Source organism: Mycobacterium paraintracellulare (assembly GCF_000276825.1).
In the GTDB taxonomy this organism is placed as follows: domain Bacteria; phylum Actinomycetota; class Actinomycetes; order Mycobacteriales; family Mycobacteriaceae; genus Mycobacterium; species Mycobacterium intracellulare.
In genome coordinates this window covers 1,345,665-1,368,573 of record NC_016948.1, presented here as the reverse complement: position 1 = coordinate 1,368,573, position 22,909 = coordinate 1,345,665, and the positions used below count along the sequence as shown (strand labels likewise).

Genomic DNA, 22,909 nt, shown 5'->3' with positions numbered 1-22,909 from the left:
CTGTCGGAGCCCAATGGTGCAACAACAAAGTTGTAGCGCCCCCGTAGCTCAGGGGATAGAGCGTCTGCCTCCGGAGCAGAAGGCCGCAGGTTCGAATCCTGCCGGGGGCACCGGTGTTACCGCAGGTCAGATGGTACTTTTGCGCTTAATCCGACGACTTGTCCGACTCATCGGAGTCCTCTGGCCCGTCGGAGTCCTCTGACTTCTCCGCCTTTTCGGACTCGTCGGACTCGTCGGACTCCTCGGCCTTGGCAGACTCCTCGCCCTCGCCGGACTCCTTGGCCTTATCGGAATACGTCGCCTCGTCGAGCTTGTCCGCATACTTCGTCAGCAGCCCCGCCAGGTCGCGCGCCTCCTCGGCGGCCAACGAATCCTCGAAAAGGCGCTCGTCGCTGTCCGAGATGCGCTCGACGTAGACCGCGGCGGCCTTGATTCCGACGTCCCATCGGCCCCCCTCGTGACGAACCATGTGCTGCCGCCTTTCGACCGGTGACTCGCTCTCGAACTTCTGCGCCGCGCGCTAGTGCGTTGTTTACCCACTTCTGCTGTAGGCCAGACGGTCACATTCGCTCGAACGACGCGTCGCACGCCCGTCTTCTGAAAACACCGCCACACAGGTCACAGGCGACATTAAGCTGCTGGCCGTGGGCGTGAGAGTGTTCGCCAAGGGCGCTGGCCGATGGCTGGCGGTCGCGGCGTCGCTCGTCGTCTCGGCCGCCATGATCCACGCCCAGGGCACCAAGCCGCGGTGTTGCGCCGAGACGCCGGCGGCGGCCCCCACCAGCGCCACCGCGGCGGCGGCCCCGCCACCCAGCCCACCGCACACCGCCAGTCCCGCGGAGGTGGAGGCGCTCACCGCCCTGGCACCACCCGCCCCCTCCGCCGGCCAGCAGTTCCAGCTCGCGTTGCCCCGCGGCGTCGCGTCCGAGGATCGGCTACAGGTCAAGACCATCTGGGCGGCCCGCGCGATCGGAGTGCTCTTTCCGCAGATCAAGACGATCTACGGGTATCGGGAGGACCCGCTGCCGTGGCATCCCAAGGGGTTGGCGATCGACGTGATGATCCCGAACTTCCACACCCCCGAGGGCATCGACCTCGGCAACCAGATCGCCGGGTATGCGCTGGCGAACGCCAAGCGCTGGGGCATCAATCACGTGATCTGGCGCCAGAAGATCTACCCGGGCGTCGGCGGGGGCAACTGGACGGCCGACCTGGGCTCGGAGACCGCCAACCATTACGACCACGTCCACATCGCCACCGACGGTGGCGGCTATCCGACCGGTCACGAGGTGTATTACATCGCCTCCATGACCAGCGCGCCGGATTGATCGGCGTCGCCTTCGTCAGGCCGTCCCGGCGGCAAACGCCGCCACCGGCATTTCGACCGTTCCGCGGCACGGGCCGCCGTTGATGTCGGTGTGCCAGACACCGCGCAACGATCCGTCCGCCTGCGGCGTGTAGAAGGCCCACGACCGCGCGGGCGCCCACACCTTCGGCGCGCCCTCGCCCATATAGCAATCCCACTGAAAGTCGAAGCGCTCCACCCATTTCGCCCCGTCCCAGGTGTAGCGCGACGGCTGGGGCAGGGTCGGATTCTTGGGCGTGGGCCCGTCGGTGGCGGTGGCCACACACCGGCCCGACGAGCATGCGGTGGTGAAGACGTAGTCGGCGCTGAACGTGGCTTCGGCCTGCGTCGCGGCGACGCTGGTGCCGGTTTTGCCGGCCGCATACCGCACCAGTGAGTATTTGCCGTTCCACGACGGCGACACCGCATGGGCGCAGACGGCGGGGGCGCCGGCGACCGAGGCAGTCACGGCTGCGAGGACCGCAACTACCCGAAGCCTCGGTCGCATCGGTCAATGGTGAGCGTCCGATGACGCGGTGTGATCTCGGCGAGGACACGATCACGGTTTTCAGCGCAACAGGAACAGTCCGTAGGCGGCGATCGACTGCGCGTCGGCGATGACGCCCTCGCGGATCATCCGCTCCACCTCGTCGCGGGCGAACCACGCGCTGCGCATGTCCTGTTCCTCGTGTTCGCGGTCGGCTTCGCCCTCGATGATGCCCGTGGCCAGAAACACCCAGCCGCGCTGACTGGTCATCCCCGGGGCCGCGTCGAGCTCGCCGAGCGCCTCGAACGTCGTTGCGCGCAATCCGGTTTCCTCGCGCAGCTCACGCGAGGCCAACTCGGCCGGGTCGGCGTCGGCCAGGTCCGGGGCGGTGCCTTGGGGAAACTCCCAACGCCGCTCCCCGATGGGGTAGCGAAACTGCTCGACCAACCGGAAGCGTCGCCCGTCATAGGGCATCACGAGCGCGTAGCCCGGCTTGTCGACGACGCCGTAGAGGCCGGTGCTGCCGTCCGGGCGGCGGATGTCATCCTCGCGCAGCACCATCCACGGATTCCGGTAGATCTCGCGGCTCGCGAGGCATTCGATGAACGTCACGCCGCCAGTATTGCCGTGCACACCGCACCCGAAGCGGTGGCCATGGCGAGGGAGTAGCGTCCGAATCCATGCCGTCCCCGCAAGCCATCACCGAGACCGTCAATCGCTACCTCGCGCTCGTCGCCACGGGCACCGCCGACGACATCGTGACCCTCTACGCCGCCGATGCCACCATCGAGGATCCGATCGGCGCCGACATTCGCCGCGGGCATGACGCCATCCGCGCGTTCTATGCGGGATTCCAAGACGCCAAGAAGGACACCGAACTCGCCGAATTGCGGGTCTCCGGCAGCGAAGCCGCCTTCTTCTGGCACCTCACGCTCGACGCCGGTGACAGCCGCACCCGAATCTCCCCCATCTCGACGATGTCGTTCGACGCGGACGCCAAAATCACGTCGATGCGCGCCTTCTGGTCACCGGCTGACGTCCAGGTGTTGTAGCCCGGTCGCCAATCCCGTTGGCATATGGCTTAACTCGGATTCGCACCCACGATCGCAGTGCCTTTGGCCGCGGCCCACCGCCCGCCCGCCCGCCCAATCAATTCGCGCTTGAGCACATGTCGCACTGGCGTCAACCGGCACGGTGCCCGATAGTCATAGCAACACGTGAGCGCCAATGTCATCAGAGGTGGGGTTTATGGGTGGCATCATCGTCAGCGGCGACGACGTGCTCGCGACCACGATCGCCACGGAACTGAACCGCGCGGGCGCCACAGTCGTCAAGCTGCCGAGCGAGGACCTCACCGGCGCGGACCTCACCCAAGCAAGCGCCATCGTCTGCGCCGGGCGTGACGACGCCAAGAATCTCGAAAACGCTTTATTGGCAAGGAAAACGAATCCGAATCTGCGCGTGGTCGCCCGGTTGGGCAACGACGTGCTGCGGGGAGCGGTGGCCGCCGACAACGGCCCCGGGGCCATCCTCGATGTCGCCGACCTCGCGGCGCCGTCGGTCGTCGAGGCGTGCCTGGCGAGCAACACCCACCCGGTCGAGGCGGCCGGCATCAACTTCGTCGTGTCGGGCGCCGAGGCGCCACGCGACGCGACCCTTCGAGAGATCTACGGCGACCTGGCACCGGTGGCCGTGATCCACGGCCAGGACGCCGCCACCCCCGGCGAGGTGGTGCCCTGTCCGGGCCGCGACCATCGGGTGCGCGCCGGTGATTGGACCGCCATGATCGGCAGCGCCGACGAACTGGCCGCCCGCGGCATCAAGACGCCCCGGCCGACCGCGACGCGCTCGCGCCGCTCGTGGGTGCGGCGGGCCTCGGACGCCGCACGCGCAATGCGCGACGACGTCAACCCCCTGCTCTTCCCCGCCATGCTGCTCGCGCTCACCCTGCTGCTCGCGTCGACGATCGTCGTGCACTTCTCCTACACGAAGCCGCGCCTGTCCTGGCTTGACGCAATGTATTTCACCGCGGAGACCATCACCACTGTGGGATACGGCGAATTCACCTTCGCCCAACAATCCGCGTGGCTACGCATCTTCGCCGTCGGCCTGATGTTCGCCGGCGTGACCACCACCGCGCTGCTCGTCGCCTTCGTGGCGGACTTGCTGTTGTCGCGCCGCGTCCTGCAATCGGCCGGCGTCCGGCGGGCGCGCCACCTGCGCGACCACATCATCGTGGTGGGGCTGGGGTCCTTCGGCAGCCGCGTCGTCGGCGATCTGACCGCGGCCGGATACGACGTCGCGGTGATCGAACGCGACGAGAACAACCGGTTCCTGTCGACCGCGGCCGAACTCGACGTGCCGGTGATCTTCGGGGACGCCACGCTGCGCCAGACGCTGGAGTCGGCCCGCGTCGACCGCGCCCGCGCCGTGGCCGTGCTGACTCAGGACGACATGGTCAACATCGAGATCGGCATCGTGCTGCGCGAGATGCTGGGTCCCCGGGTGATGCCCGAGGTCAACCGGCCCGACGTGCCGATCGTGCTGCGCATCTACGACCGCACGCTGGGCGACGCGGTGGCCAAGCGGTTCGGGTTCGAGAACGTCCGGTCGACGGTCGACCTGGCCGCCCCGTGGTTCATCGGTGCCGCGATGGGTTTGCAGGTGCTGGGCACGTTCTCGGTCGGGCAGCGATCCTTCATGGTCGGCGCCATGCACGTGGCGGCCGGCAGCGAACTCGACGGGCTGCGGATGTTCGAAATGTCCACCCAGACCCGGGTCATCGCCATCACCCGTCGGGACGCCCCGGTCGAGCTACACCCGCGCCGCGACGCCTGGCTTCGCGGCGGCGACACCGTCTACCTGGTCGGGCCGTACCGGGAGCTGCTGGAGACGCTGCGCAAGGGGCAGCCACCGCAGGAGCCTGCCGTCGACGACGAGCGCCCGGCGGACAAAGCGGCGACCTGACGCCCGCACATCCAGGTCAGGAGGCGGACCAGTCCACCGGGGTGTCGGGTTCGCCCGCGCGGGCGCGGTGCCGGGCACACCAGCCGGCCAATTCCTGGCGGGCCGCGATTGTCACCGGATGCTCGTCGCCGAGGACGCGGGATTCCTCCTCGACCAGCGCCTCCCATGCGGTGACCCCGTCCGTCACGCCGGCCCGGTTCGGGGCCCACAGCGTGAACATGTGCCGCGCCATGAGCAGATGAACGTGGTCGCTGCCCAGCTTGTCGCGCAGCTCGCCGATCAGCCACTCGAGTTCGGTGATCGCCGCGGGGATGTCACCGGCCCGCCCTCGCCAGATCGCCAGCATCAACCGCGTCCCGAGGGTGTCGGCGTGGTCGTCGCCGAGCACCCGCCGCCGCGCGGCGAGCACATGTTGGCCCTCGGTCATAGCTCCGGCGAAATCACCGGTCTCCCAACGCTTCTCGGCGACCCTCTCGCGGGCCATCAGCGTGCTCTCGTGGTCGGGCCCCAGAATCCGCTGTTCGTCGGCGACGAGCTGCGACCATTCGGACAGCGACGACACCGGCGCTTGTTGGCGACCGGCCAGCAGGTGGCGCGCGGTCAAGGTGCTCAGGTGATCGCGACCGAGCACCTCGACGAGATCGGGTATCAACTCCTTTAGGTCGGCGTAGACGGCGGCGTCCTCGCCCGCCCGCAGCTGCACGGTGGCCAGCGCCACCTTGAGCTCGAGGACGTTGGGATCGCGCTCCCCCAGCGTTGCCCGGCACAGGGTCACCAGCTCGTTCGCCTGCAGCGCGGCCCCGGCGAAATCGCCGTTGTTCGCGCACTGCGCCATCAGCCCGGTCATTTCGGCCAGCGGGGCGGGCAACTCCTGCTGCGTCATGTCGCTAATGAAAACCCCGCGGCGCCGATGCGGCAATTCACCCTGTGCCGCCGCTCGGCCCGAGCTGGACTACAGCCGCCCGGCGACCTCCGCGGCGCGGCGCAGCTGATCGACATCCGAGCTCGTCGGGATGAGCTGAACCTCGTCGGTGCCGATCTCCTCGAACCGGCGCAGCACGTCCAGCAGCTCGTCTTCGCTGCCGGCCCACCCGGTCATCGGCGCCATGGCGTCGACGTATTCGGCCGGTATCCAGTTCATGTAGCGACGTAGATGGCGGTGCACCTGGGCGCGGGACTCCTCGGGGGACCCGAAAGCGAACCAAAACGAGGTGATGAGGTGGGGTTTGGGCTTGCCGGCCCGCGCCCAGGCGTCTCGCGTGACGTCGAACAGCTCGTTCTGCTTGGCGACGTCGAGGTCCAGGGTGGTGCCCGCCAGCCCGTCGGCCCACGCCGCGGCGCTGCGGATGGTCTTCGGACCGATACTGCCGACGAACAGCGGTGGACCGCCGGGCTGCACCGGCGCCGGACCGACGGGCCGCACCGAGTCGGTGGTCTTCTCCCCCGCCCAGACGCGCTTCATCACCGCCACCCGTTCGGCCATGCCGCGCATGGTCTGTGTGGCGGGGTCGGCGCCGACGGCGTGGTAATCCTCGTGCCGGCCGCCCACCCCGATGCCGACGGTCAACCGGCCGCCGCTGAGCATGTCGCCGGTCGCCAGACCCTTGGCGAGCATGACCGGGTCGTGCAGTTGCGGCACGATCACCGTCGTCAGCAGCCGCACCCGATCGGTCCAGGCGGCCAGCGCGCCCAGCAGCGTCAGGTTGTCCGGATTGTCGAACGCGATGCGCTCACCCCAGCACAGTGACGAGAACGGCCCCTCGTCAATGGTGCGCGCCCAGGTCTCGAGCACCGTCGCATCCAGATCCGGTTCCATCACCGGCATCGTCATCGCTATCTGCACGACGGCGATTCTGGCATGTTTAACATGCGACCCATCAGTGGAACCATGGACCGAATGGACTTCACCAGCACTTCCATCGCGCATGTCCGACTGACCGTGACCGATATCGAGCGATCCCGGCAGTTCTACGAGAGCGTGTTCGGCTGGCCGGTGTTGCTGGAGGTCCCCGACAACGCCGACGAAGCCACCCGCAATCAGTTGAGCTTTTTGTTCGGCGGTGTCATCTACGACCTCGGCGGCACGCTGCTCGGCCTGCGGCCCGTCGCCGCGGGCCGCTTCGACGAGAATCGCGTCGGGCTGGACCACATCGCGTTCCGGCTCACCACTAGGGACGAATTGGATTCGGCGGCAGCGCATCTCGATGACCTTGGCGTCACTCACGAGCCGATCAAGGACATCGGGCCGTCTTACATACTGGAGTTCCGCGACCCCGACAACATCGCCCTGGAGCTGACCGCGCCGAAGTAGCGCGTTGTCGCGCGGGGCGTGCGGTGGTTGACTGGACAGAACTATGAGCATCAGTTTCAACCACACCATCGTCGCGTCGCGCGACAAACGAGAATCCGCCGAGTTTCTCACCGAGCTGTTCGGGCTGCCCAGCCGAAAGCCGTTCGGCCACTTCATGGTTGTCGAACTAGAGCACGGTGCCACCCTGGACTACGCGGATGCCCCCGACGGCGCGGACATCCCGCGTCAGCACTACGCCTTCTTGGTGTCCGAGCAGGAGTTCGACACGATCTACGACAAGATCCGGGCTCGTGGCATGCAGCACTGGGCCGATCCGGGCGCCACGCGTCCCGGCGAGATCAACCACAATGACGGCGGACGCGGGGTGTATTTCACCGACCCCTCCGGTCATGCCATGGAGATCCTCACCCGCCCCTACGGGTCGGGCGGCTGAGCCGTTGTGCACGTTGCCTAGTCGCCGGTGCGCGCCGAGCCGTGCCGCTGGCTCTCCTGTTTCCGATAGTCGTCGGCCAGTTGCGCCACATGCTTGGGCAGGCCGCCGGTCGCGACGTCGGCCAGGGTGGTTTGTTCCAGCACGGACCGCATGCTGGCGCGCAGCGCCCGCCAGACGTCGGTGAGCGCGGCGGTCGGTCCCGAATACGGCAGGTCCCCGAGTCCGATGTCGCGGACGCTGGCCAGTGGCCCATCGATGCAGCGCAGGACGTCGGCGATGCTGATGTCGCTGCCGGAGCGGGCCAATTCGTAGCCGCCCTCACGGCCACGATGGCTGCGCACGAGCCGGTCGGTGCGCAGGTTGGTCAGGATGTCGACGAGAAATTGCGGCGGGATGCCCTGGGCCTGGGCCAAGTCGTCGGTCTTCACCAGCGTCCCGTCGGACACCGTGGCGAGCTGGATCATCGCCCGCACGGCGTACTCCGCCTTCGCTGACATGCGCACTCTCAGGATTGTGCCATCCGGTGCGGGCATTTCGGCGCAGCCGGGCGGCACCGGCGTGCTACCCGCGCGATTCGAGCAGGTCGAGGACCCGCTGCGCCTGCTCCTCGATGGTGCCGTCCGGGGTGAGCCGCAGATCGGGATTCGCCGGCGGCTGATACGGACTGTCGATCCCGGTGAACTGGGTGATCTCACCGGCGCGCGCCTTCGCGTACAGCCCCTTGGGGTCACGCTTTTCGCATTCGTCGATGGGGGTGTCGCAGAAGACCTCGATGAACTCGAACCCGGCGTCGGCGTGCACCTTGCGGGCCAATTCGCGTTGTTCGGCCAGCGGGCTGATCGCCGGCACCAGCACGACGTTGCCGCAGTCGGCGAGCAGCGCCGCCACATGCGCGAGCCGGCGCAGGTTCTCGGCGCGGTCGGCCATGGAAAAGCCCAGGTCGGCGTTCAAACCGTGCCGCAGGTTGTCCCCATCGAGAACGTAAGCCAGAGACCCCTTTTCGAGCAGCTTTTGCTCGACCAGCATGGCCACCGACGACTTGCCGGAGCCGGACAGACCGGTGAACCACACCGTCTTGCCGCGGGGCCGGGCCTGCGCGATCGCCGAAGGCTTGTGCCGCACCGTGTTTGGGCTCGCCGCCTGCGCCGACGCGTCGCGCAACACCATGCCGGCGGCCACGGTGCCGTTGGTGTGCGGGTCGATGAGGATGAACGACCCGGTGCTCGGGTTCCGGGTGTACTCGTCGAGGAGCAGCGGAACCTGGGTGCGCAGCGAAATGCGGCCAAGCTCGTTGAGCTTCAACGCCGTCGCGGACTTGTCGCGGTGCAGCGTGTTGACGTCGAGGCGGTAGTCGAGCGCGGTCACCTTGGCGTGCGTGGTGCGGGTGGTGTGCTTGATGACGTAATCGCGGCCGGGCTCGAGCGCCGCGCCGTCGGCCATCCAGCACACCGTCGCGTCGAACTCCTGCGCGACCCGGGGCTGGTTGTGGGTGCGGGCGATCAGATCTCCCCGCGAGATGTCGATCTCGTCGGCGAGGGTGACGGACACGGCCATCGGCGGGAACGCTTCTTCCACCGGACCATTCGGGCCCTCGATCGCGGTGATGCGGGTGTGCTTGCCGACGGGCAGCACCACGACCTCGTCCCCGGCGCGCATGACGCCGCTGGCGACGGTGCCGGCGTAGCTGCGGTGGTCCTGATGTTCGCGGGTGTGCGGCCGGATGACGTACTGCACCGGGAACCGCACGTCAACCATATTGCGATCGCCGGCGATGTACACCTCTTCGAGGTGCGACAACAAGGCCGGCCCTTCATACCACGGCGTCTGGTCCGACTTCGTCACCACGTTGTCGCCGTGCAGCGCGGAGATCGGGATGGTGGCCACGTCGTGCACGTCCAACCGAGCGGCGAAGGCGTGGAACTCGTCGCGGATCGCCTCGAATTTCTCTTTGTCCCAACCGATCAGGTCCATCTTGTTGACCGCGAGCACGATGTGCTGGATGCCCAGCAGGGACGCCAGGAAAGCGTGCCGGCGTGACTGCTCCAACAGGCCGTGCCGCGCGTCGACGAGCACGATCACGAGCTGGGCGGTCGAGGCCCCGGTCACCATGTTGCGGGTGTACTGGATGTGGCCGGGGGTGTCGGCGATGATGAATTTCCGCTTGGGAGTGGCGAAGTAGCGGTAGGCGACGTCGATCGTGATGCCCTGCTCGCGTTCGGCCCGCAAGCCGTCGGTCACCAGCGCCAGGTCGGTGTAGTCGTGGCCGCGGTCCTTGGACGTCTGCTCCACCGCGGCCCACTGGTCCTCCATGACGGCCTTGGAGTCATACAGCAGGCGGCCGATCAGGGTGGACTTGCCGTCGTCGACGGAACCCGCGGTTGCGAGCCTCAGCAAGGTGGCCATCAGAAGTATCCCTGTCGTTTGCGGTCTTCCATGCCGGCCTCCGAGATCCGGTCGTCGGCCCTGGTCGCCCCGCGTTCGGTGAGCCGGGACACCGCGGTCTCGGCGATGACCTCGTCGACGGTGGCGGCTTGCGATTCCACGCATCCGGTGCACGTGACGTCCCCGACGGTGCGGAAGCGCACCGTCGCCTCGAACACCGGCTCGTCGGCGTTGGGCTGCATGTTCTTATCGACCGCCAACAACATGCCGTCACGGCGAAAGACCTTGCGCCGGTGCGCGTAATAGATCGACGGAAGGGCGATGTTCTCGGCGCCGATGTAGGACCAGATGTCGAACTCGGTCCAGTTGGACAGCGGGAAGACCCGGATGTGCTCACCCTTGTGATGCCGGCCGTTGTACAGGTTCCACAGCTCGGGCCGCTGCGCCTTCGGATCCCATTGACCGAACTCGTCGCGGAAGCTGAACACACGCTCCTTGGCGCGGGCCTTCTCCTCGTCGCGGCGCGCCCCGCCGAACGCCGCGTCGAACTTGTTCTCCCGGATGGCGCGAAGCAGGGTCACGGTCTGGATGGGGTTGCGCCCCTGACGTGGCTCGACCACCCGCCCGGCGTCGATGTCTTCCTGGACCGAGGCGACGACCAAGCGCACTCCGTGCTCGTTGACCAGCTCGTCGCGGGTCGCGATCACCTCGTCGAAGTTGTGTCCGGTGTCGACGTGCATCACCGGGAACGGCAACCGGCCCGGACGGAACGCCCGCAGCGCCAGATGCAGCATGACGATGGAGTCCTTGCCGCCCGAGAACAGCAGCACCGGCCGCTCGAACTCGGCGGCCACCTCCCGAATGATGTGGATCGCCTCTGCCTCCAGCGAGCGCAGGTGGCTCAATTCGTACTGTCCGACGGCGGGGGCCGCCTTCAGATCACTGGTCATAGCTTCCTTCACTCGCTAAAACCTGGCAGAACTGACCATATTTGGCATCTTAGCGATATATGAGACCAGCTGGCGCTGGACCTGTCAACCTGGGGTGCGAAAACATGGACGAATGACTTCTCACCCCGGACCTTCTCGCCCGCCCGCGCCCAGCGGCCGCGACGTCATCGCGCAGTTCATCCCCCAGTCCCCGTTCGTCGTCAAGCTGGGCATCGTCGCCGACCGGCTCGAGGAGGACGAGGTGCGGCTGCGGCTGCCCTGGGACCCGTCCAACGTGACGCTCGGCGACATGGTTCACGGTGGGGCCATCGCCACCCTCGCCGACCTCACCGTCATGGCGGCGGCGTGGTGCGGCGTCCCAGCCCCGCCGGAACTACGCGGCGTGACGGTGTCGATGGCGCTGGACTACATGGCCCCGGCTCGGGCCACCGACGTGATCGGCATCGGCCGGGTGCTGCGACGCGGCCGATCGCTGGTCAATTGCGAGGCCGAGATCGTCGACTCGGGGGGCACGCTGGTGGCCAAGGCCTTGGCGACCTACAAGGTCGGCTGAAGGGCCACCGAACGTGCACTGATGGCGGGGATCGGGCCGATTTTTCGCCGTGGCTACACGCTCGGCGCGCGCTTCTAGAGCGTGACCTCGTTGAGCTTGCCGGTGGCGACGTCGAAGAAGAAGCCACGCGCGGAGACCTGCTTGGTGACGAACGGACTGCCCTCGATGCGCCGCAGCGACTGCCGGACGTCCTCGGCGACATCCGGGAACGCCTCGGCCGCCCACGGCGGTTTGACCCCGGTCTCCTCCTGGATGGTGCGCTTGAAGTCGTCGTCGGTGAACGTGAGCATCCCGCAATCGGTGTGGTGAATCAGGATGATCTCTCGCGTCCCCAGTAGTCGTTGGCTGATGGCCAGCGAGCGGATGACGTCGTCGGTGACGACCCCTCCGGCGTTGCGGATGACGTGGGCCTCCCCCTCGTTGAGGCCGAGGAGGCGGTACACGTCGAGCCGCGCATCCATGCACGCGACGACCGCCACATGCTTGCCCGGCGGCATCGGCAGCGGCCCGTTGAAGGTCTTCGCATATTCGGCGTTGTTGCCCAGCAAGTCATCGGTAACCGTCACGCAAGCCTCCTCGACAGTGTCGCGGTCTGAGGCGTGCCGCAATCGCCGCACGGCTCGGTACCGCGGTGCATGTTAACAACCGATCACACGCGATTCACGCATGAGAATCAAGCAGATCTGAAGCTCACCGAACGCGCCCGGCGCTGCACGCGCGACGCCGTGCCGCCGGCTCGATAACCTGTCCCAATGCGACGCGTGCTGTGCGGACGGGTATGACCCGGTTTCTCGCCCGCCGCTTGCTCAACTACGTCGTGCTGCTGGCGCTGGCATCGTTTCTGACGTTCTGCCTGACGTCGGTGGCCTTCAAACCGCTGGACAGCCTGTTGCAGCGCAACCCGCGACCACCACAAGCCGTCATCGACGCCAAGGCCCACGCGCTCGGTCTCGACGAGGCGATCCCGATCCGCTACGCGCACTGGGCTTCACACGCCGTCCGCGGTGACTTCGGCAAGACCGTCACCGGGCAGTCCGTCGGGGAGTCACTGTGGCGCCGAGTCGGAGTGACGCTGCGCCTGCTGGTCATCGGGTCGCTGGTGGGCACCGTCGCGGGCATCGCGGCCGGGGCGTGGGGCGCGATTCGGCAGTATCGGCTCAGCGATCGCGTCGTCACCATGATGGCCCTGCTCGTGTTGAGCACCCCGACGTTCGTCATCGCCAACCTGCTGATCCTGGCCGCGCTGCGGGTGAACTGGGCCGTGGGTCTGCAGATTTTCGACTACACCGGGGAGACATCGCCGGGGGTGTCCGGCGGGGCCGGCGCGCACTTCTTCGACCGGTTGCGGCATTTGGTGTTGCCGTCGTTGACCCTGGCGCTGGCGGCCGCGGCGGGATACAGCCGCTATCAGCGCAACGCGATGCTCGACGTCCTGGGCCAGGACTTCATCCGCACCGCGCGGGCCAAGGGGCTGACCCGCCGGCGCGCGTTGGTCAAGCACGGGTTGCGCACCGCGCTGATCCCGTTGGCCACCCTGTTCGCCTACGGGGTGGCCGGGCTGGTCACCGGAGCGGTGTTCGTGGAGAAGATCTTCGGCTGGCACGGCATGGGCGAATGGCTGGTGCAGGGCATCGCGACGCAAGACACCAACATCGTCGCGGCCATCACCGTGTTCTCCGGCGCGGTGGTGTTGCTGGCCGGCCTGCTCTCCGACGTGTTTTACGCGGCTCTCGACCCGAGGGTCAGGGTGTCATGACCCGCGCCGCCGACGATGCAGAGCGAAGCGATGAGGCGGCGGGGCGTTCATGGACCTCCGCGGCGGATATCGATGGCGCCCACGGGTTTTCGAGTCACGACGTGGCGGACTTCACCTCGCGCCGCACGCTGGTGCTACGCAGGTTTGCGCGCAATCGGTTCGCGGTGGCGTCGCTGATCTTGTTGGTGCTGCTGTTCGTGGGCTGTTACACCCTGCCCGCGGTGCTTCCCTATTCCTACGAGGACCTCGATTTCACCGCGCTGCTGCAGCCGCCCAGCGCGCGCCACTGGCTGGGCACCAACGCGCTGGGACAAGATCTGCTGGCGCAGATCCTGCGGGGGATGCAGAAGTCGATGCTGATCGGTGTGTGCGTGGCGGTCATCTCCACCGGCATCGCCGCCACCGTCGGTTCGGTCTCGGGCTATTTCGGCGGTTGGCGCGACCGTGTGCTGATGTGGCTGGTCGACCTGCTGTTGGTGGTGCCCAGCTTCATCCTCATCGCCATCGTGACGCCGCGCACCAAGGACTCGGCGAACATCGTGATGCTCGTTCTGCTGCTGGCGGGATTCGGCTGGATGGTCAGTTCCCGCATGGTGCGGGGCATGACCATGAGTTTGCGCGAGCGCGAATTCATCCGTGCCGCACGGTATATGGGCGTATCCAGCCGCCGCATCATTGTCGGGCATGTGGTGCCCAACGTGGCGTCCATCCTGATCATCGACGCAGCGCTCAACGTCGCCTCGGCCATTCTGGCCGAAACCGGCTTGAGCTTCCTGGGTTTCGGCATCCAGCCACCGGATGTGTCGCTGGGCACCTTGATCGCCAATGGCACCCAGTCGGCGACCACGTTCCCGTGGGTGTTCCTCTTTCCCGCCGGGGTGCTGGTGCTGATCCTGGTGTGCGCCAACCTGACCGGCGACGGCCTGCGGGACGCGCTCGACCCGGGCAGCACCCCGGTGCGGGGCGGTGCGCGATGAGCCCCCTGCTCGAGGTGACCGACCTGGCCGTGACCTTCGCGACCGGCGGCGATCCGGTGACCGCGGTCCGCGGCGTCAGCTACCGCGTCGAACCGGGCGAAGTCGTCGCCATGGTCGGCGAATCCGGTTCGGGCAAGTCCGTTTCGGCGATGGCGGTCGTGGGCCTGTTGCCCGAGTACGCGCGGGTGCGCGGCTCGGTCCGGCTGCACGACACCGAGCTGCTGGGCCTGGACGACGACGCGATGTCGCGGTTCCGCGGCAAGACGGTCGGCATGGTGTTCCAGGATCCGATGTCGGCGCTGACACCGGTGTACACCGTCGGCGACCAGATCGCCGAGGCGATCGAGATCCACCAGCCGCGGGTGGGACGGCGGGCGGCCCGTCATCGCGCGGTCGAACTGCTCGAATTGGTGGGCATCGCCCAGCCGGAGCGACGCGCCCGCGCGTTTCCGCACGAGCTCTCCGGCGGTGAACGGCAACGGGTCGTCATCGCGATCGCGATCGCCAACGACCCCGACTTGTTGATCTGCGACGAGCCCACCACCGCACTCGATGTCACCGTGCAGGCGCAGATCCTCGAGGTCCTCAAAACCGCCCGCGACGTCACCGGGGCCGGGGTGCTGATCATCACGCACGACCTCGGTGTGGTCGCCGAGTTCGCCGACCGGGCGCTGGTGATGTACGCGGGGCGGGTCGTCGAATCCGCCGAGGTGCACGACCTTTACCGGGACCGCCGAATGCCCTACACCGTCGGGCTGTTGGGCTCGGTTCCGCGGCTGGACGCCGCACAGGGCACCCGGTTGGTGCCGATCCCCGGCGCACCGCCGTCGTTGGCCGGTCTGGATCCCGGCTGTCCGTTCGCCCCGCGCTGCCCGCTGGCCATCGACGAATGTCGGCTCGAGGAGCCGGAACTGCTTCCCGTCGGTGCCGACCATCGGGCGGCCTGCATCCGCACCGATCAGGTGGGCGGCCGCAGCGCCGCGGACATCTACGGCGTCAGCACCACGGCACAGTCGGTGAGACCCGATGACTCGTCGGTCGTCGTCCGGGTGCGTGACCTGACCAAGACCTACCGGCTGACCAAGGGCGTGCTGCGCCGCCGCGCCGGCGAGGTGCGCGCGGTCGACGGCGTCAGTTTCGAGCTGCGGCAGGGCCGTACCCTCGGCATCGTCGGCGAGTCCGGTTCGGGGAAATCGACCACGTTGCACGAGATCCTGGAACTCACCGGGCCCCAATCGGGATCGATCGAAGTGCTGGGCACCGATGTCACGACGCTGAGCCCGGCGAGCAGGCGGTCGCTGCGACGCGACATTCAGGTCGTGTTCCAAGACCCGGTCGCCTCGCTGGACCCGCGACTGCCGGTGTTCGAGCTTCTCGCCGAACCGCTGCGCGCCAACGGGGTCGACAAGGGCGGCACCAACGCGCGCGTCGCCGAGCTGCTCGAGATCGTGGGCCTGCGCCGCGCCGACGCGGTCCGCTACCCCGCCGAGTTCTCCGGCGGGCAGAAGCAGCGCATCGGCATCGCCCGTGCGCTGGCTCTGCAACCGAAGATCCTGGCGCTCGACGAACCCGTCTCCGCGCTCGACGTCTCCATCCAGGCCGGGATCATCAACCTGCTGCTCGACCTGCAAGCGCTCTTCGGCTTGTCCTATCTGTTCGTCTCCCACGATCTTTCGGTGATCAAGCACCTCGCCCACGAGGTGGTCGTGATGCGTTCCGGAACGGTCGTCGAGCGGGGCGACAGCCGGCAGGTCTTCGACAACCCGCAACACGAATACACCCGGCAGCTGCTGGACGCGGTGCCGCGACCCGATCCGGGCGCAGGTGGCTAGCGTCGGCATCCGGTTGGCGGCGGCGCTTTTCGCGATGGCGCTGGCGCTGTCGGGCTGCTCGCCGGCCATCAACCTGATTCCGGAAACGGGGCAAAACGCGCGGATCGGGACGTCCAGCGACATCAACCCGCGCGATCCGGCCACCCTGCGAGACGGCGGTGACCTGCGACTCGCGCTCACCGCCTTCCCGCCGAACTTCAACATTTTGCACATCGACGGCAATTCCGCCGAGGTCGCCGCGATGATGAAGGCCACCTTGCCGCGAGCCTTCGTCATCGGGCCGGACGGCTCGACGACGGTCGACACCAACTACTTCACCAGCATCGAACTGACCGGAACCGCACCGCAAGTGGTGACCTACACGATCAACCCCAAGGCGGTGTGGTCGGACGGCACCCCGATCACCTGGGAGGACATCGCCAGCCAGGTCCACGCGCTGAGTGGCGCCGACAAGAATTTCGAGATCGCCGGGCCCAGCGGCGCCGAGCGCGTCGCCTCGGTGACCCGCGGCGTCGACGACCGGCAGGCCGTCATGACCTTCGCCAAGCCGTACGCCGAGTGGCGCGGCATGTTCGCCGGCAACGGGATGCTGCTGCCCAAGAGCATGACGGCTACCCCCGAGGCGTTCAACAAGGGCCAGCTGGACGGGCCGGGCCCGTCGGCCGGCCCATTCATCGCCACCTCGTTGGATCGGACGACCCAGCGGATCGTGTTGAGCCGCAACCCGAAATGGTGGGGCCCGCGACCGCGCCTGGACAACATCACCTACTTGGTGCTCGACGACGCCGCGCGGCTGCCGGCCCTGCAGAACAACACGATCGACGCCACCGGGGTCGGCACCATCGATCAACTGACCATCGCGCAGCGCACCAAGGGAATCACCATCCGGCGCGCCCCCGCCCCGGCCTGGTCGCACATCACCTTCAACGGCGCCCCGGGGTCGATCCTGGCCGACAAGGCGTTGCGGGTCGCGGTGTCCAAGGGCATCGACCGCCAGACCATCGCCAAGGTCGTCCAGTACGGCCTCACCAGCGACCCGGTGGCGCTGGGCAATCACATCTACGTCGCGGGCCAGAAGGGCTACCAGGACAACAGCGCCGTGGTTCCCTACGACCCGGCCGCGGCCAAGCGCGAGCTCGACGCCCTGGGCTGGAAGCAGGTCGGCCAGTTCCGGGAGAAGGACGGTCGCCCGCTGGTCATTCGTGACCTGTTCTACGACGCCCAGGGCAGCCGACAGTTCGCCCAGATCACCCAGCACAGCCTCGCCCAAATCGGCGTCAAGCTCGAGCTTGTCGCCCGCGCGGGCAGCGGCTTTTTCACCAACTACATCAACGTCGGAGACTTCGACCTCGCCCAATTCGGTTGGCTCGGGGACGCTTTCCCGCTCTCATCGTTGACCCAGATCTATAAGTCCGACGGGGAAAGCAACTTCGGCAAGATCGGCAGCCCGCAGATCGACGCCGCCATCGAGCGGACCCTGGAAGAACTCGACCCCGACAGGGCGCGGGCGCTGGCCAACGACCTCGACCGGCTGATCTGGGCGGAGGGGTTCAGCCTGCCGCTCACCCAGTCGCCCGGGGACGTCGCGGTGCACAGCACGCTGGCCAACTTCGGCGCGGCCGGCCTCGGCGACCTGGACTACACCGCAATCGGATTCACGCGCAGCTGAGCCGGCGCAACAGCCGCGTGGGGACCGGCAGCGCGCCTTCGGCGGCGGCCGCCGTTTCGATCAACTTCCACAGCAGCCGCACCTCGGGGCGCGGCGGCAGCGCGTCCAGCGCCGACGCTTGGGCGGCAAGCCCTTTCAGGTCGCCGCGCCCCACCGCCTCGGCGGCGGCGAGCGCGACGGGCTCGCGGAAATCCAGCGCGCTGTGCGCCATGCTCGGCAGGCTCAAGAGCACCGCATCGGGCAGCAGCGACGCGACGCGCTCGGCCACCGCCGGCGGGGTGATGAGGTCACGGCCGCCGGAAATCACCGCGGTGGGCCAGTTGAAGTTCGGCATTTCCGTGGGCAGGTCATAGGGCTCGTCCTCGAAAGTCACTCGCTGCGTGCGCGCTTCGCTTTCGGCCACTGCGGGGTCCAGCGGCAGGCCGTCGGGTTCGGCGGCGTAGTCCAGCTCGCGAAACGCGATGCGGCTCACCAGATCTTCCTCGTAGCGGAACGGCAGATTGCTCAGGGTGGTGAACCGGGATAGCGTCCACCACAAGAGTTTCCGGCGCTGCAGTAACAGATCGAGTTGACGCTCGAGCAGGTCGGCGCCGCCGTAGCCGTAAATGGTCGCGACGACGTGTGTCGCCGCCGGGGTCATGACGCCGGCGTCGACCAGTTTGCGCATTTTCGGTGCCAAGGCGGCGGTTTCGGGGCTGTCGCCCCGAAGCAGCAGCCGGCGAATCGCCCGGCGCACGATGACGATGTCGTGCCGCGACAGCAGCGGCGAATCGAGCACCATCGCGTGCACGCGGTCGGGATGGCGCACACCCACTCCGGCCGCGATATAGGTGCCGTAGGACGCGCCATAGATGTCGGCCGAGTCGGCGTGGGCGTCGTCGAGCACCGCCGCCACGTCGTCGACGACCTGATTCACGGTCATGGACTGCGGCGGCAGGTCGGCACCCGAATCGTCGTGGCGCGACATCCCCACCCCGCGGTGTTCGATCATGATGACGTCGAGACCGGCCGCCGCCGCGCGCCTGCGCAGTCCCTTGTACATCTGCACCGACGCCACGCCCGGCCCGCCGGGGATGATGACCAGCGGGTGGCGGGACTTGCGGCCCGTGCGCACGTAGTACAGATCGAACTCGTCGGCGCTGTGCGGCGAGATCGGCCGGCGCACGGCGCGCACACCGGGCAATTCCGCCAGCTTCTGCTGCACCCGGCTCCGCTTCGCGTTCATCGTCATTCGTGTCGGACCGCCATGGTCCCATTCTGCAGGCAGCGCATCCCGGCACGCGCCGAGTCGTCACACCCGGCGGTATCGGCTGAGGTCAGCGGCCCTCAGGCGGTGAGGTCGATGCGATGCGCGCCCCGGACACCGTCGTAACGGTCGGGACTGCAGGTGAGCACGATCACCTGCCCGTGAGTGCCGACGCTGTCGAACAACTGACCCATTTTGGCCAGCCGGTCGGGGTCGGTGAAACCCAGTGCGTCGTCGACGACCACCGGCACGGCGTCCTCCTTGGCGACCAGGGCGGCACCGGCGAGCCGGGCCAGGATGCCCAGTTGCTCCTTGGCGCCGCCCGACAAGGATTCATAGGGCACCGTGATGCCGTTGAGCGTGCGGCTACGGATGCACAGGTCGCTGTCGATGTCGACCTCGAAACTCGGCCCGAACACGGGACGTCCGAGCCGCTGCAGCTCCGCGCGATAAGGCTCGACGTAGCGTCTGCGCGTGGTGTCGCGGTGACGCGTCATGACCGAGCGCAGCAGTTTCGCGGCCCGGGCCCGCGCGCCGATCTGACTGTGCTCCGTGGCGGCGTGCTCGCGCTCCGTTTCCGCGGCGTCCAGCTTGCCCTGGCGCCCCTCACTGCCGAACACCGAGAGTTCGATGGTGATCTCACGCAACGCGCGGGCGGCTTCTTCGTAGCGCTCCCGCAGCGACTCGGCTTCCTTTGTGGCCTCGGCCAATTCGGCGGCAACGGCATCGGGGGACGCGGCGGCCAAGGCGGCGGCGAGCTCGCCGACTCGTTGGTCCGCGGCCTGCGCGGCCCGCAACGCCGAGTCCGCCGACGCCGCGAGTTCCTCGTCGCTGACCGAGGCGCGCTCGGCGGCCAGCCGGCCCGCGGTCGCCTGCAGCTCGGCCCGCTGGGCTTCCAACGTGTTCTGCAGAACGGTTGCCCGGGTGGATAACTCGGCCAGCGCCGCGGCGGCGGTGGTGGCGGCCTGGCGGTGAGCCTCGCAGTCGGTCGACGCCGCCGCGTGACCCTGCTGGGCCGCGTCGAGTTCGGCGCGGGCGGCGCCGATGTCCGTGGCACCGGGCGCCGGCTCGGCCGGGTGCTGGGCCCGCAGCTGCGCCAGGCGCGAGCGCATCTCGTCGATCTGCTCGTCGCCGCACAGACCGGCCAGCGTGGCGCCGAGCTGATCGCGGGCGCTCACCAGCTCGCGGCGCCGCTGGTCGGCCGAGCGCGCGGCGGCGAGATCGGCCACCTCGGCGGCGGCCAGCGCCGCCGCCATTTCTTGTTGTGCCGCAGCATGTTTCGTGTGGATATCCAGCGTGGTCGCGCCGGGGGTGACCCGGGCGGTCAGGACGTCGGACACCTCGACCACGGTGGACCCGGCGGCGGTGATCGACCAGCTCTGCCCCGCCGACAACGAGATTCGCTCACCGCCGACCACCAGGTGAATGTCCGCGGCGGCGGTGAATTCGATCGCCGCCGACGTCGACGCCAACTGGTCCCCGATGCGATCGACCGCGGCGCAGGCGTCCTCGATTCGTCGCAGCAGTTCCTCGGTGACGGCGATCGTGCTGAGCTCGGCGCAGATTCGCTCACGATCCCGCTCGATGGCGTCGACCTTGGCCAGCCGGGTGCTCAACCGGTCGGCCTCCTCGAGGTCGGCGAGCCGGTCGACGCCGCGGCGCGCGGCGTCGACCCGGCACTGCAGGTCGGCCAGGACCTGCGTGGCCCGCTGGAGCGTGGCGTCGCACGCCTCGGCCTCGGCGCGCGCCGACGCGTGCGCGGACGCGGCTTGGTCCGCCTGGGCTTCCGTTTCGGCGACAGCGGCGGCGCGGGCGTCGATTTCGGCGAGCAGCTGCAAACGGCTGGTGTGGGCGGCGGTCGCCGCGGCGCTGGTGGCGTCCGCGGCCTCGGCGACCAACTGGGCTTCGCGCTGCTGCGCGGTGAGCTCGGCGATCCGGTCGGCGGCTTCCCGGGCGGCCGCCACGCGCGGGCCGGCGGCGATGCGCCGCTGGGAGAAGTCGGCCACCTGCTCGGTCAAAACGGCGTGGCGAGCGACCCGGTCGTCGACCTCGGCGACGGCGGCCGCGCACTCGGCGACCGCGGCCTCGGCGTCGGCGAGCCGGGCGATCGCGGCGGCCCACGGCCCCGTCGGACGCCCGGTCGGGGTGAAGTACCGCGCGTATTCGGTGTCGATCCGCTCGATCAGCAACGGCTCGGTGCCACAGAGCCCGCCGCTGTCGCCGGCGGCCACATCGAGCGCGCGTGACAGCGCGTCGCACCCGGACAAGTCCACCGCGGCGGTCGACGCCGACTGCAGCACACGCTGGGCATGCCAGAGGTCGCTGTCCACCGTCTCGGCCAGCATCGCCCGCACCCGTTCGTGGGCTTCGTCGCCGGTCAGCTGTTCGCGGCACGGCGTGATGATCGTCAGCTCCGTCTCGCACTTCTTGTGAAACCGCTTGCGATAGACGAAACGGTAGGGGCCGCAACTGATTTCGGCGGAGACCTCGGAGCCCACGTCGCTGTGGGTGGGTTTGACCTGCTTGACTTCCTTCTTCGTCGACCGATCCCGGGACTCCAGGAGCAGGTCCAGCGCCTCGATCATCGACGACTTGCCGATCTCGTTGGCGCCGCACACCACCACGACGCCGTGGTCGGGGAATTCGATCTCCCGGTGCGAGATGCCGCGGTAGTTCGTCAGGATCAACCGGTGCAGCTTCACGCCGCGCCCCGATCAGCGAGGCGCAGCAGCAGCGCCAGCGCCGCCTGGGCGTCGCCGGCGGTGGCGGAATCCTCCTCGCGCGCCGTCGCCATCAGCTCCTCGACCGCCGCGGCGGCGAATCCCCCGATCCCGAGATCGCTGAACTCGCCGTCGGCGGGGATCACCGCCAGGTCGGTGCGCCGTTCCCACAGGCCCAGCCAGGCGAACAACCGCGCGTATTTGTCCAGGCAGGCGTCCAGGGCGGCGCGGTCGGTGACCGTCAACGACCCGGTGAGCGCCAGGCGCACCACGGTTCGGTCCTTGTCGGTCATCAGGTCCAGGTTCACGTCGAGGTCGGCGATGTCGCGGCTCGTGTCGACCTGACGGTGCAGCGTGACGAAGCGCCAGCGTCCGACGTCTCGTGCGGTCACCGAGACCGCGCCCCGCGGGTCGGTTTCGTCGACGTCCACGACCAGGACGTGGCCCGGGTCGGATTCCACGTCATCGAAGTTGGTGACTTCCGGCGATCCGGAATACCAGACCCGGCCGCTGTCGCCGACCTGGGTCAGAGAGTGCTTGTCCCCCAGCGCCACATAGTGCACCGCGCCGCGGGACAGCGCGTCGTCGAGGGTGGCGAGCCGGATCAGCGAGGGCTTGTCCTTGTCGGGGTCCAGGACGTCGACCCCGCCGTGCGCGACGAGGATTCGGGTGCCCGCGGCCGCGGGCAGGCCGTCGAGGACGTCGGCGACCAGGTCGGTGGTCGGCACCTTCGACCGCCACGGCGCGGCGACGATCTCCAGGCCGGGGCGCACCTGATGCACGCCGGCACGGTCGAGCACCACGACGTTGTCGGGACGCTCGGCGGCGAACAGCGCGCTGGTGTACACCGATGAGGCGTCCAGGGGGTCGTGGTTGCCCGGAAGCAGATACACCGGAATTCCGATGGCGCGCATGGCTTCCAGGGACTGTCCGATGACCGTCGGCGGGAGCTGGTTGTGCTCGAAGACGTCGCCCGACACGACGACGAACTCGGCGCCTACCTCCGCGGCGAGCGCCCCCAGACCGGCAACCGCGTCGCGGCGGGCCGCCGAGTAGCGTGGCTGGGCGTCGCCGGCGAGGAAGTGCCGGGTCATGCCCAGTTGCCAGTCGGCGGTGTGCAGGAATCGCATGCGGGCGACCCCCTTTCGAACTGCGTGTTTACCGGGGCATCGCGAGTTTAGGTCTGCGCACCGACAAGACGGGGGACCTCGATCGGCAGGTCTTGGCACTGCGCAAATTCCGGCGCAGCGGGCGTGGCCGGCGGGGTGCCACACTGATTAA

22 protein-coding genes and 1 tRNA gene are annotated in these 22,909 nt (G+C 68.4%); 11 read left to right on the top strand and 12 right to left on the bottom strand.

Annotation, left to right across the window (positions count from 1 at the left end; genetic code table 11):
* Window positions 1-37: 37 nt before the first annotated feature.
* Window positions 38-110 (top strand) — tRNA-Arg (locus tag OCQ_RS06595).
* 35 nt (window positions 111-145) lie between these two features.
* Here OCQ_RS06595 and OCQ_RS06590 read toward each other — a convergent pair.
* Window positions 146-469: a hypothetical protein gene (locus OCQ_RS06590; protein ID WP_008254773.1), complete on the bottom strand. Its 324-nt coding sequence runs from the start codon at window positions 467-469 to the stop codon at window positions 146-148.
* A 175-nt stretch (window positions 470-644) separates the two neighbouring features.
* Here OCQ_RS06590 and OCQ_RS06585 point away from each other — a divergent pair, with 175 nt between their 5' ends.
* Window positions 645-1,328, top strand: a complete 684-nt coding sequence (locus OCQ_RS06585) for a hypothetical protein (protein ID WP_026071516.1) — start codon at window positions 645-647, stop codon at window positions 1,326-1,328.
* Window positions 1,329-1,343: 15 nt separating this feature from the next.
* Here the strand turns inward: OCQ_RS06585 and OCQ_RS06580 are convergent, their stop codons facing one another.
* Together OCQ_RS06580 and OCQ_RS06575 are read right to left on the bottom strand one after the other, a co-directional pair.
* On the bottom strand, window positions 1,344-1,853 hold the full coding sequence (locus OCQ_RS06580; protein ID WP_263646012.1) for an Rv2253 family sensor-like surface protein: 510 nt from the start codon (window positions 1,851-1,853) through the stop codon (window positions 1,344-1,346).
* Window positions 1,854-1,913: 60 nt separating this feature from the next.
* Window positions 1,914-2,444 carry an NUDIX domain-containing protein gene (locus OCQ_RS06575; protein ID WP_008254768.1) on the bottom strand — a complete coding sequence of 177 codons (531 nt, stop codon included), beginning with the start codon at window positions 2,442-2,444 and terminating at the stop codon, window positions 1,914-1,916.
* 68 nt (window positions 2,445-2,512) lie between these two features.
* On the opposite strand from OCQ_RS06575, the gene OCQ_RS06570 reads away from it, so the two are divergent.
* Both OCQ_RS06570 and OCQ_RS06565 read left to right on the top strand, forming a co-directional pair.
* On the top strand, window positions 2,513-2,884 hold the full coding sequence (locus OCQ_RS06570; RefSeq protein WP_008254766.1) for a nuclear transport factor 2 family protein: 372 nt from the start codon (window positions 2,513-2,515) through the stop codon (window positions 2,882-2,884).
* A 196-nt stretch (window positions 2,885-3,080) separates the two neighbouring features.
* On the top strand, window positions 3,081-4,799 hold the full coding sequence (locus OCQ_RS06565) for a potassium channel family protein (protein WP_008254764.1): 1,719 nt from the start codon (window positions 3,081-3,083) through the stop codon (window positions 4,797-4,799).
* A gap of 16 nt (window positions 4,800-4,815) precedes the next feature.
* On the opposite strand, the gene OCQ_RS06560 is transcribed toward OCQ_RS06565, so the two are convergent.
* The gene (locus OCQ_RS06560; protein WP_008254762.1) at window positions 4,816-5,682 is read right to left on the bottom strand and encodes a tetratricopeptide repeat protein; all 867 of its coding nucleotides are present in this window, start codon (window positions 5,680-5,682) and stop codon (window positions 4,816-4,818) included.
* Window positions 5,683-5,751: 69 nt separating this feature from the next.
* Window positions 5,752-6,630, bottom strand: coding sequence for an LLM class flavin-dependent oxidoreductase (locus OCQ_RS06555; protein ID WP_008254760.1), 879 nt, complete (start codon window positions 6,628-6,630; stop codon window positions 5,752-5,754).
* A gap of 66 nt (window positions 6,631-6,696) precedes the next feature.
* Here OCQ_RS06555 and OCQ_RS06550 point away from each other — a divergent pair, with 66 nt between their 5' ends.
* Both OCQ_RS06550 and OCQ_RS06545 read left to right on the top strand, forming a co-directional pair.
* Window positions 6,697-7,110 carry a VOC family protein gene (locus tag OCQ_RS06550; RefSeq protein WP_008254757.1) on the top strand — a complete coding sequence of 138 codons (414 nt, stop codon included), beginning with the start codon at window positions 6,697-6,699 and terminating at the stop codon, window positions 7,108-7,110.
* 43 nt (window positions 7,111-7,153) lie between these two features.
* Window positions 7,154-7,543 carry a VOC family protein gene (locus OCQ_RS06545; protein WP_014384074.1) on the top strand — a complete coding sequence of 130 codons (390 nt, stop codon included), beginning with the start codon at window positions 7,154-7,156 and terminating at the stop codon, window positions 7,541-7,543.
* A gap of 17 nt (window positions 7,544-7,560) precedes the next feature.
* Here OCQ_RS06545 and OCQ_RS06540 read toward each other — a convergent pair whose 3' ends face one another.
* Genes OCQ_RS06540 through cysD form a run of 3 tightly spaced genes read right to left on the bottom strand, consistent with a single transcriptional unit; the run spans window position 7,561 to window position 10,875 of the window.
* Complete coding sequence (locus OCQ_RS06540; protein ID WP_008254753.1) at window positions 7,561-8,046, bottom strand: Rrf2 family transcriptional regulator; 486 nt, start codon at window positions 8,044-8,046, stop codon at window positions 7,561-7,563.
* A gap of 58 nt (window positions 8,047-8,104) precedes the next feature.
* A complete protein-coding gene (gene cysC, locus OCQ_RS06535) occupies window positions 8,105-9,946 on the bottom strand; it encodes an adenylyl-sulfate kinase (protein WP_008254752.1) in 1,842 nt (613 codons plus the stop codon).
* Window positions 9,946-10,875 carry a sulfate adenylyltransferase subunit CysD gene (gene cysD, locus OCQ_RS06530; protein ID WP_008254750.1) on the bottom strand — a complete coding sequence of 310 codons (930 nt, stop codon included), beginning with the start codon at window positions 10,873-10,875 and terminating at the stop codon, window positions 9,946-9,948. Before cysD ends, cysC begins: the two co-directional genes overlap by 1 nt.
* 112 nt (window positions 10,876-10,987) lie before the next feature.
* Here cysD and OCQ_RS06525 point away from each other — a divergent pair, with 112 nt between their 5' ends.
* Complete coding sequence (locus tag OCQ_RS06525) at window positions 10,988-11,428, top strand: PaaI family thioesterase (protein WP_008254748.1); 441 nt, start codon at window positions 10,988-10,990, stop codon at window positions 11,426-11,428.
* A gap of 74 nt (window positions 11,429-11,502) precedes the next feature.
* Here OCQ_RS06525 and OCQ_RS06520 read toward each other — a convergent pair whose 3' ends face one another.
* A complete protein-coding gene (locus OCQ_RS06520; protein WP_014384073.1) occupies window positions 11,503-11,994 on the bottom strand; it encodes a beta-class carbonic anhydrase in 492 nt (163 codons plus the stop codon).
* A gap of 212 nt (window positions 11,995-12,206) precedes the next feature.
* Here OCQ_RS06520 and OCQ_RS06515 point away from each other — a divergent pair, with 212 nt between their 5' ends.
* From OCQ_RS06515 to OCQ_RS06500, 4 genes are all read left to right on the top strand, one after another.
* A complete protein-coding gene (locus OCQ_RS06515; protein ID WP_008254743.1) occupies window positions 12,207-13,184 on the top strand; it encodes an ABC transporter permease in 978 nt (325 codons plus the stop codon).
* Between the two features lie 101 nt (window positions 13,185-13,285).
* A complete protein-coding gene (locus OCQ_RS06510) occupies window positions 13,286-14,161 on the top strand; it encodes an ABC transporter permease (protein ID WP_008254741.1) in 876 nt (291 codons plus the stop codon).
* Complete coding sequence (locus tag OCQ_RS06505; protein ID WP_008254738.1) at window positions 14,158-15,993, top strand: dipeptide ABC transporter ATP-binding protein; 1,836 nt, start codon at window positions 14,158-14,160, stop codon at window positions 15,991-15,993. Before OCQ_RS06510 ends, OCQ_RS06505 begins: the two co-directional genes overlap by 4 nt.
* A 34-nt stretch (window positions 15,994-16,027) precedes the next feature.
* Window positions 16,028-17,662 (top strand): ABC transporter family substrate-binding protein, encoded by a 1,635-nt coding sequence (locus OCQ_RS06500; RefSeq protein ID WP_050989410.1) that lies wholly within the window; start codon window positions 16,028-16,030, stop codon window positions 17,660-17,662.
* On the opposite strand, the gene OCQ_RS06495 is transcribed toward OCQ_RS06500, so the two are convergent.
* The 3 genes from OCQ_RS06495 to OCQ_RS06485 form a co-directional block, all read right to left on the bottom strand.
* A complete protein-coding gene (locus OCQ_RS06495) occupies window positions 17,649-18,893 on the bottom strand; it encodes an alpha/beta hydrolase (protein WP_009955263.1) in 1,245 nt (414 codons plus the stop codon). The two genes, OCQ_RS06500 and OCQ_RS06495, sit on opposite strands and share 14 nt — an antisense overlap.
* A gap of 95 nt (window positions 18,894-18,988) precedes the next feature.
* Window positions 18,989-21,610, bottom strand: coding sequence for an AAA family ATPase (locus OCQ_RS06490; RefSeq protein ID WP_008254732.1), 2,622 nt, complete (start codon window positions 21,608-21,610; stop codon window positions 18,989-18,991).
* On the bottom strand, window positions 21,607-22,758 hold the full coding sequence (locus OCQ_RS06485) for a metallophosphoesterase family protein (RefSeq protein ID WP_008254730.1): 1,152 nt from the start codon (window positions 22,756-22,758) through the stop codon (window positions 21,607-21,609). Before OCQ_RS06485 ends, OCQ_RS06490 begins: the two co-directional genes overlap by 4 nt.
* Window positions 22,759-22,909: the final 151 nt, after the last annotated feature.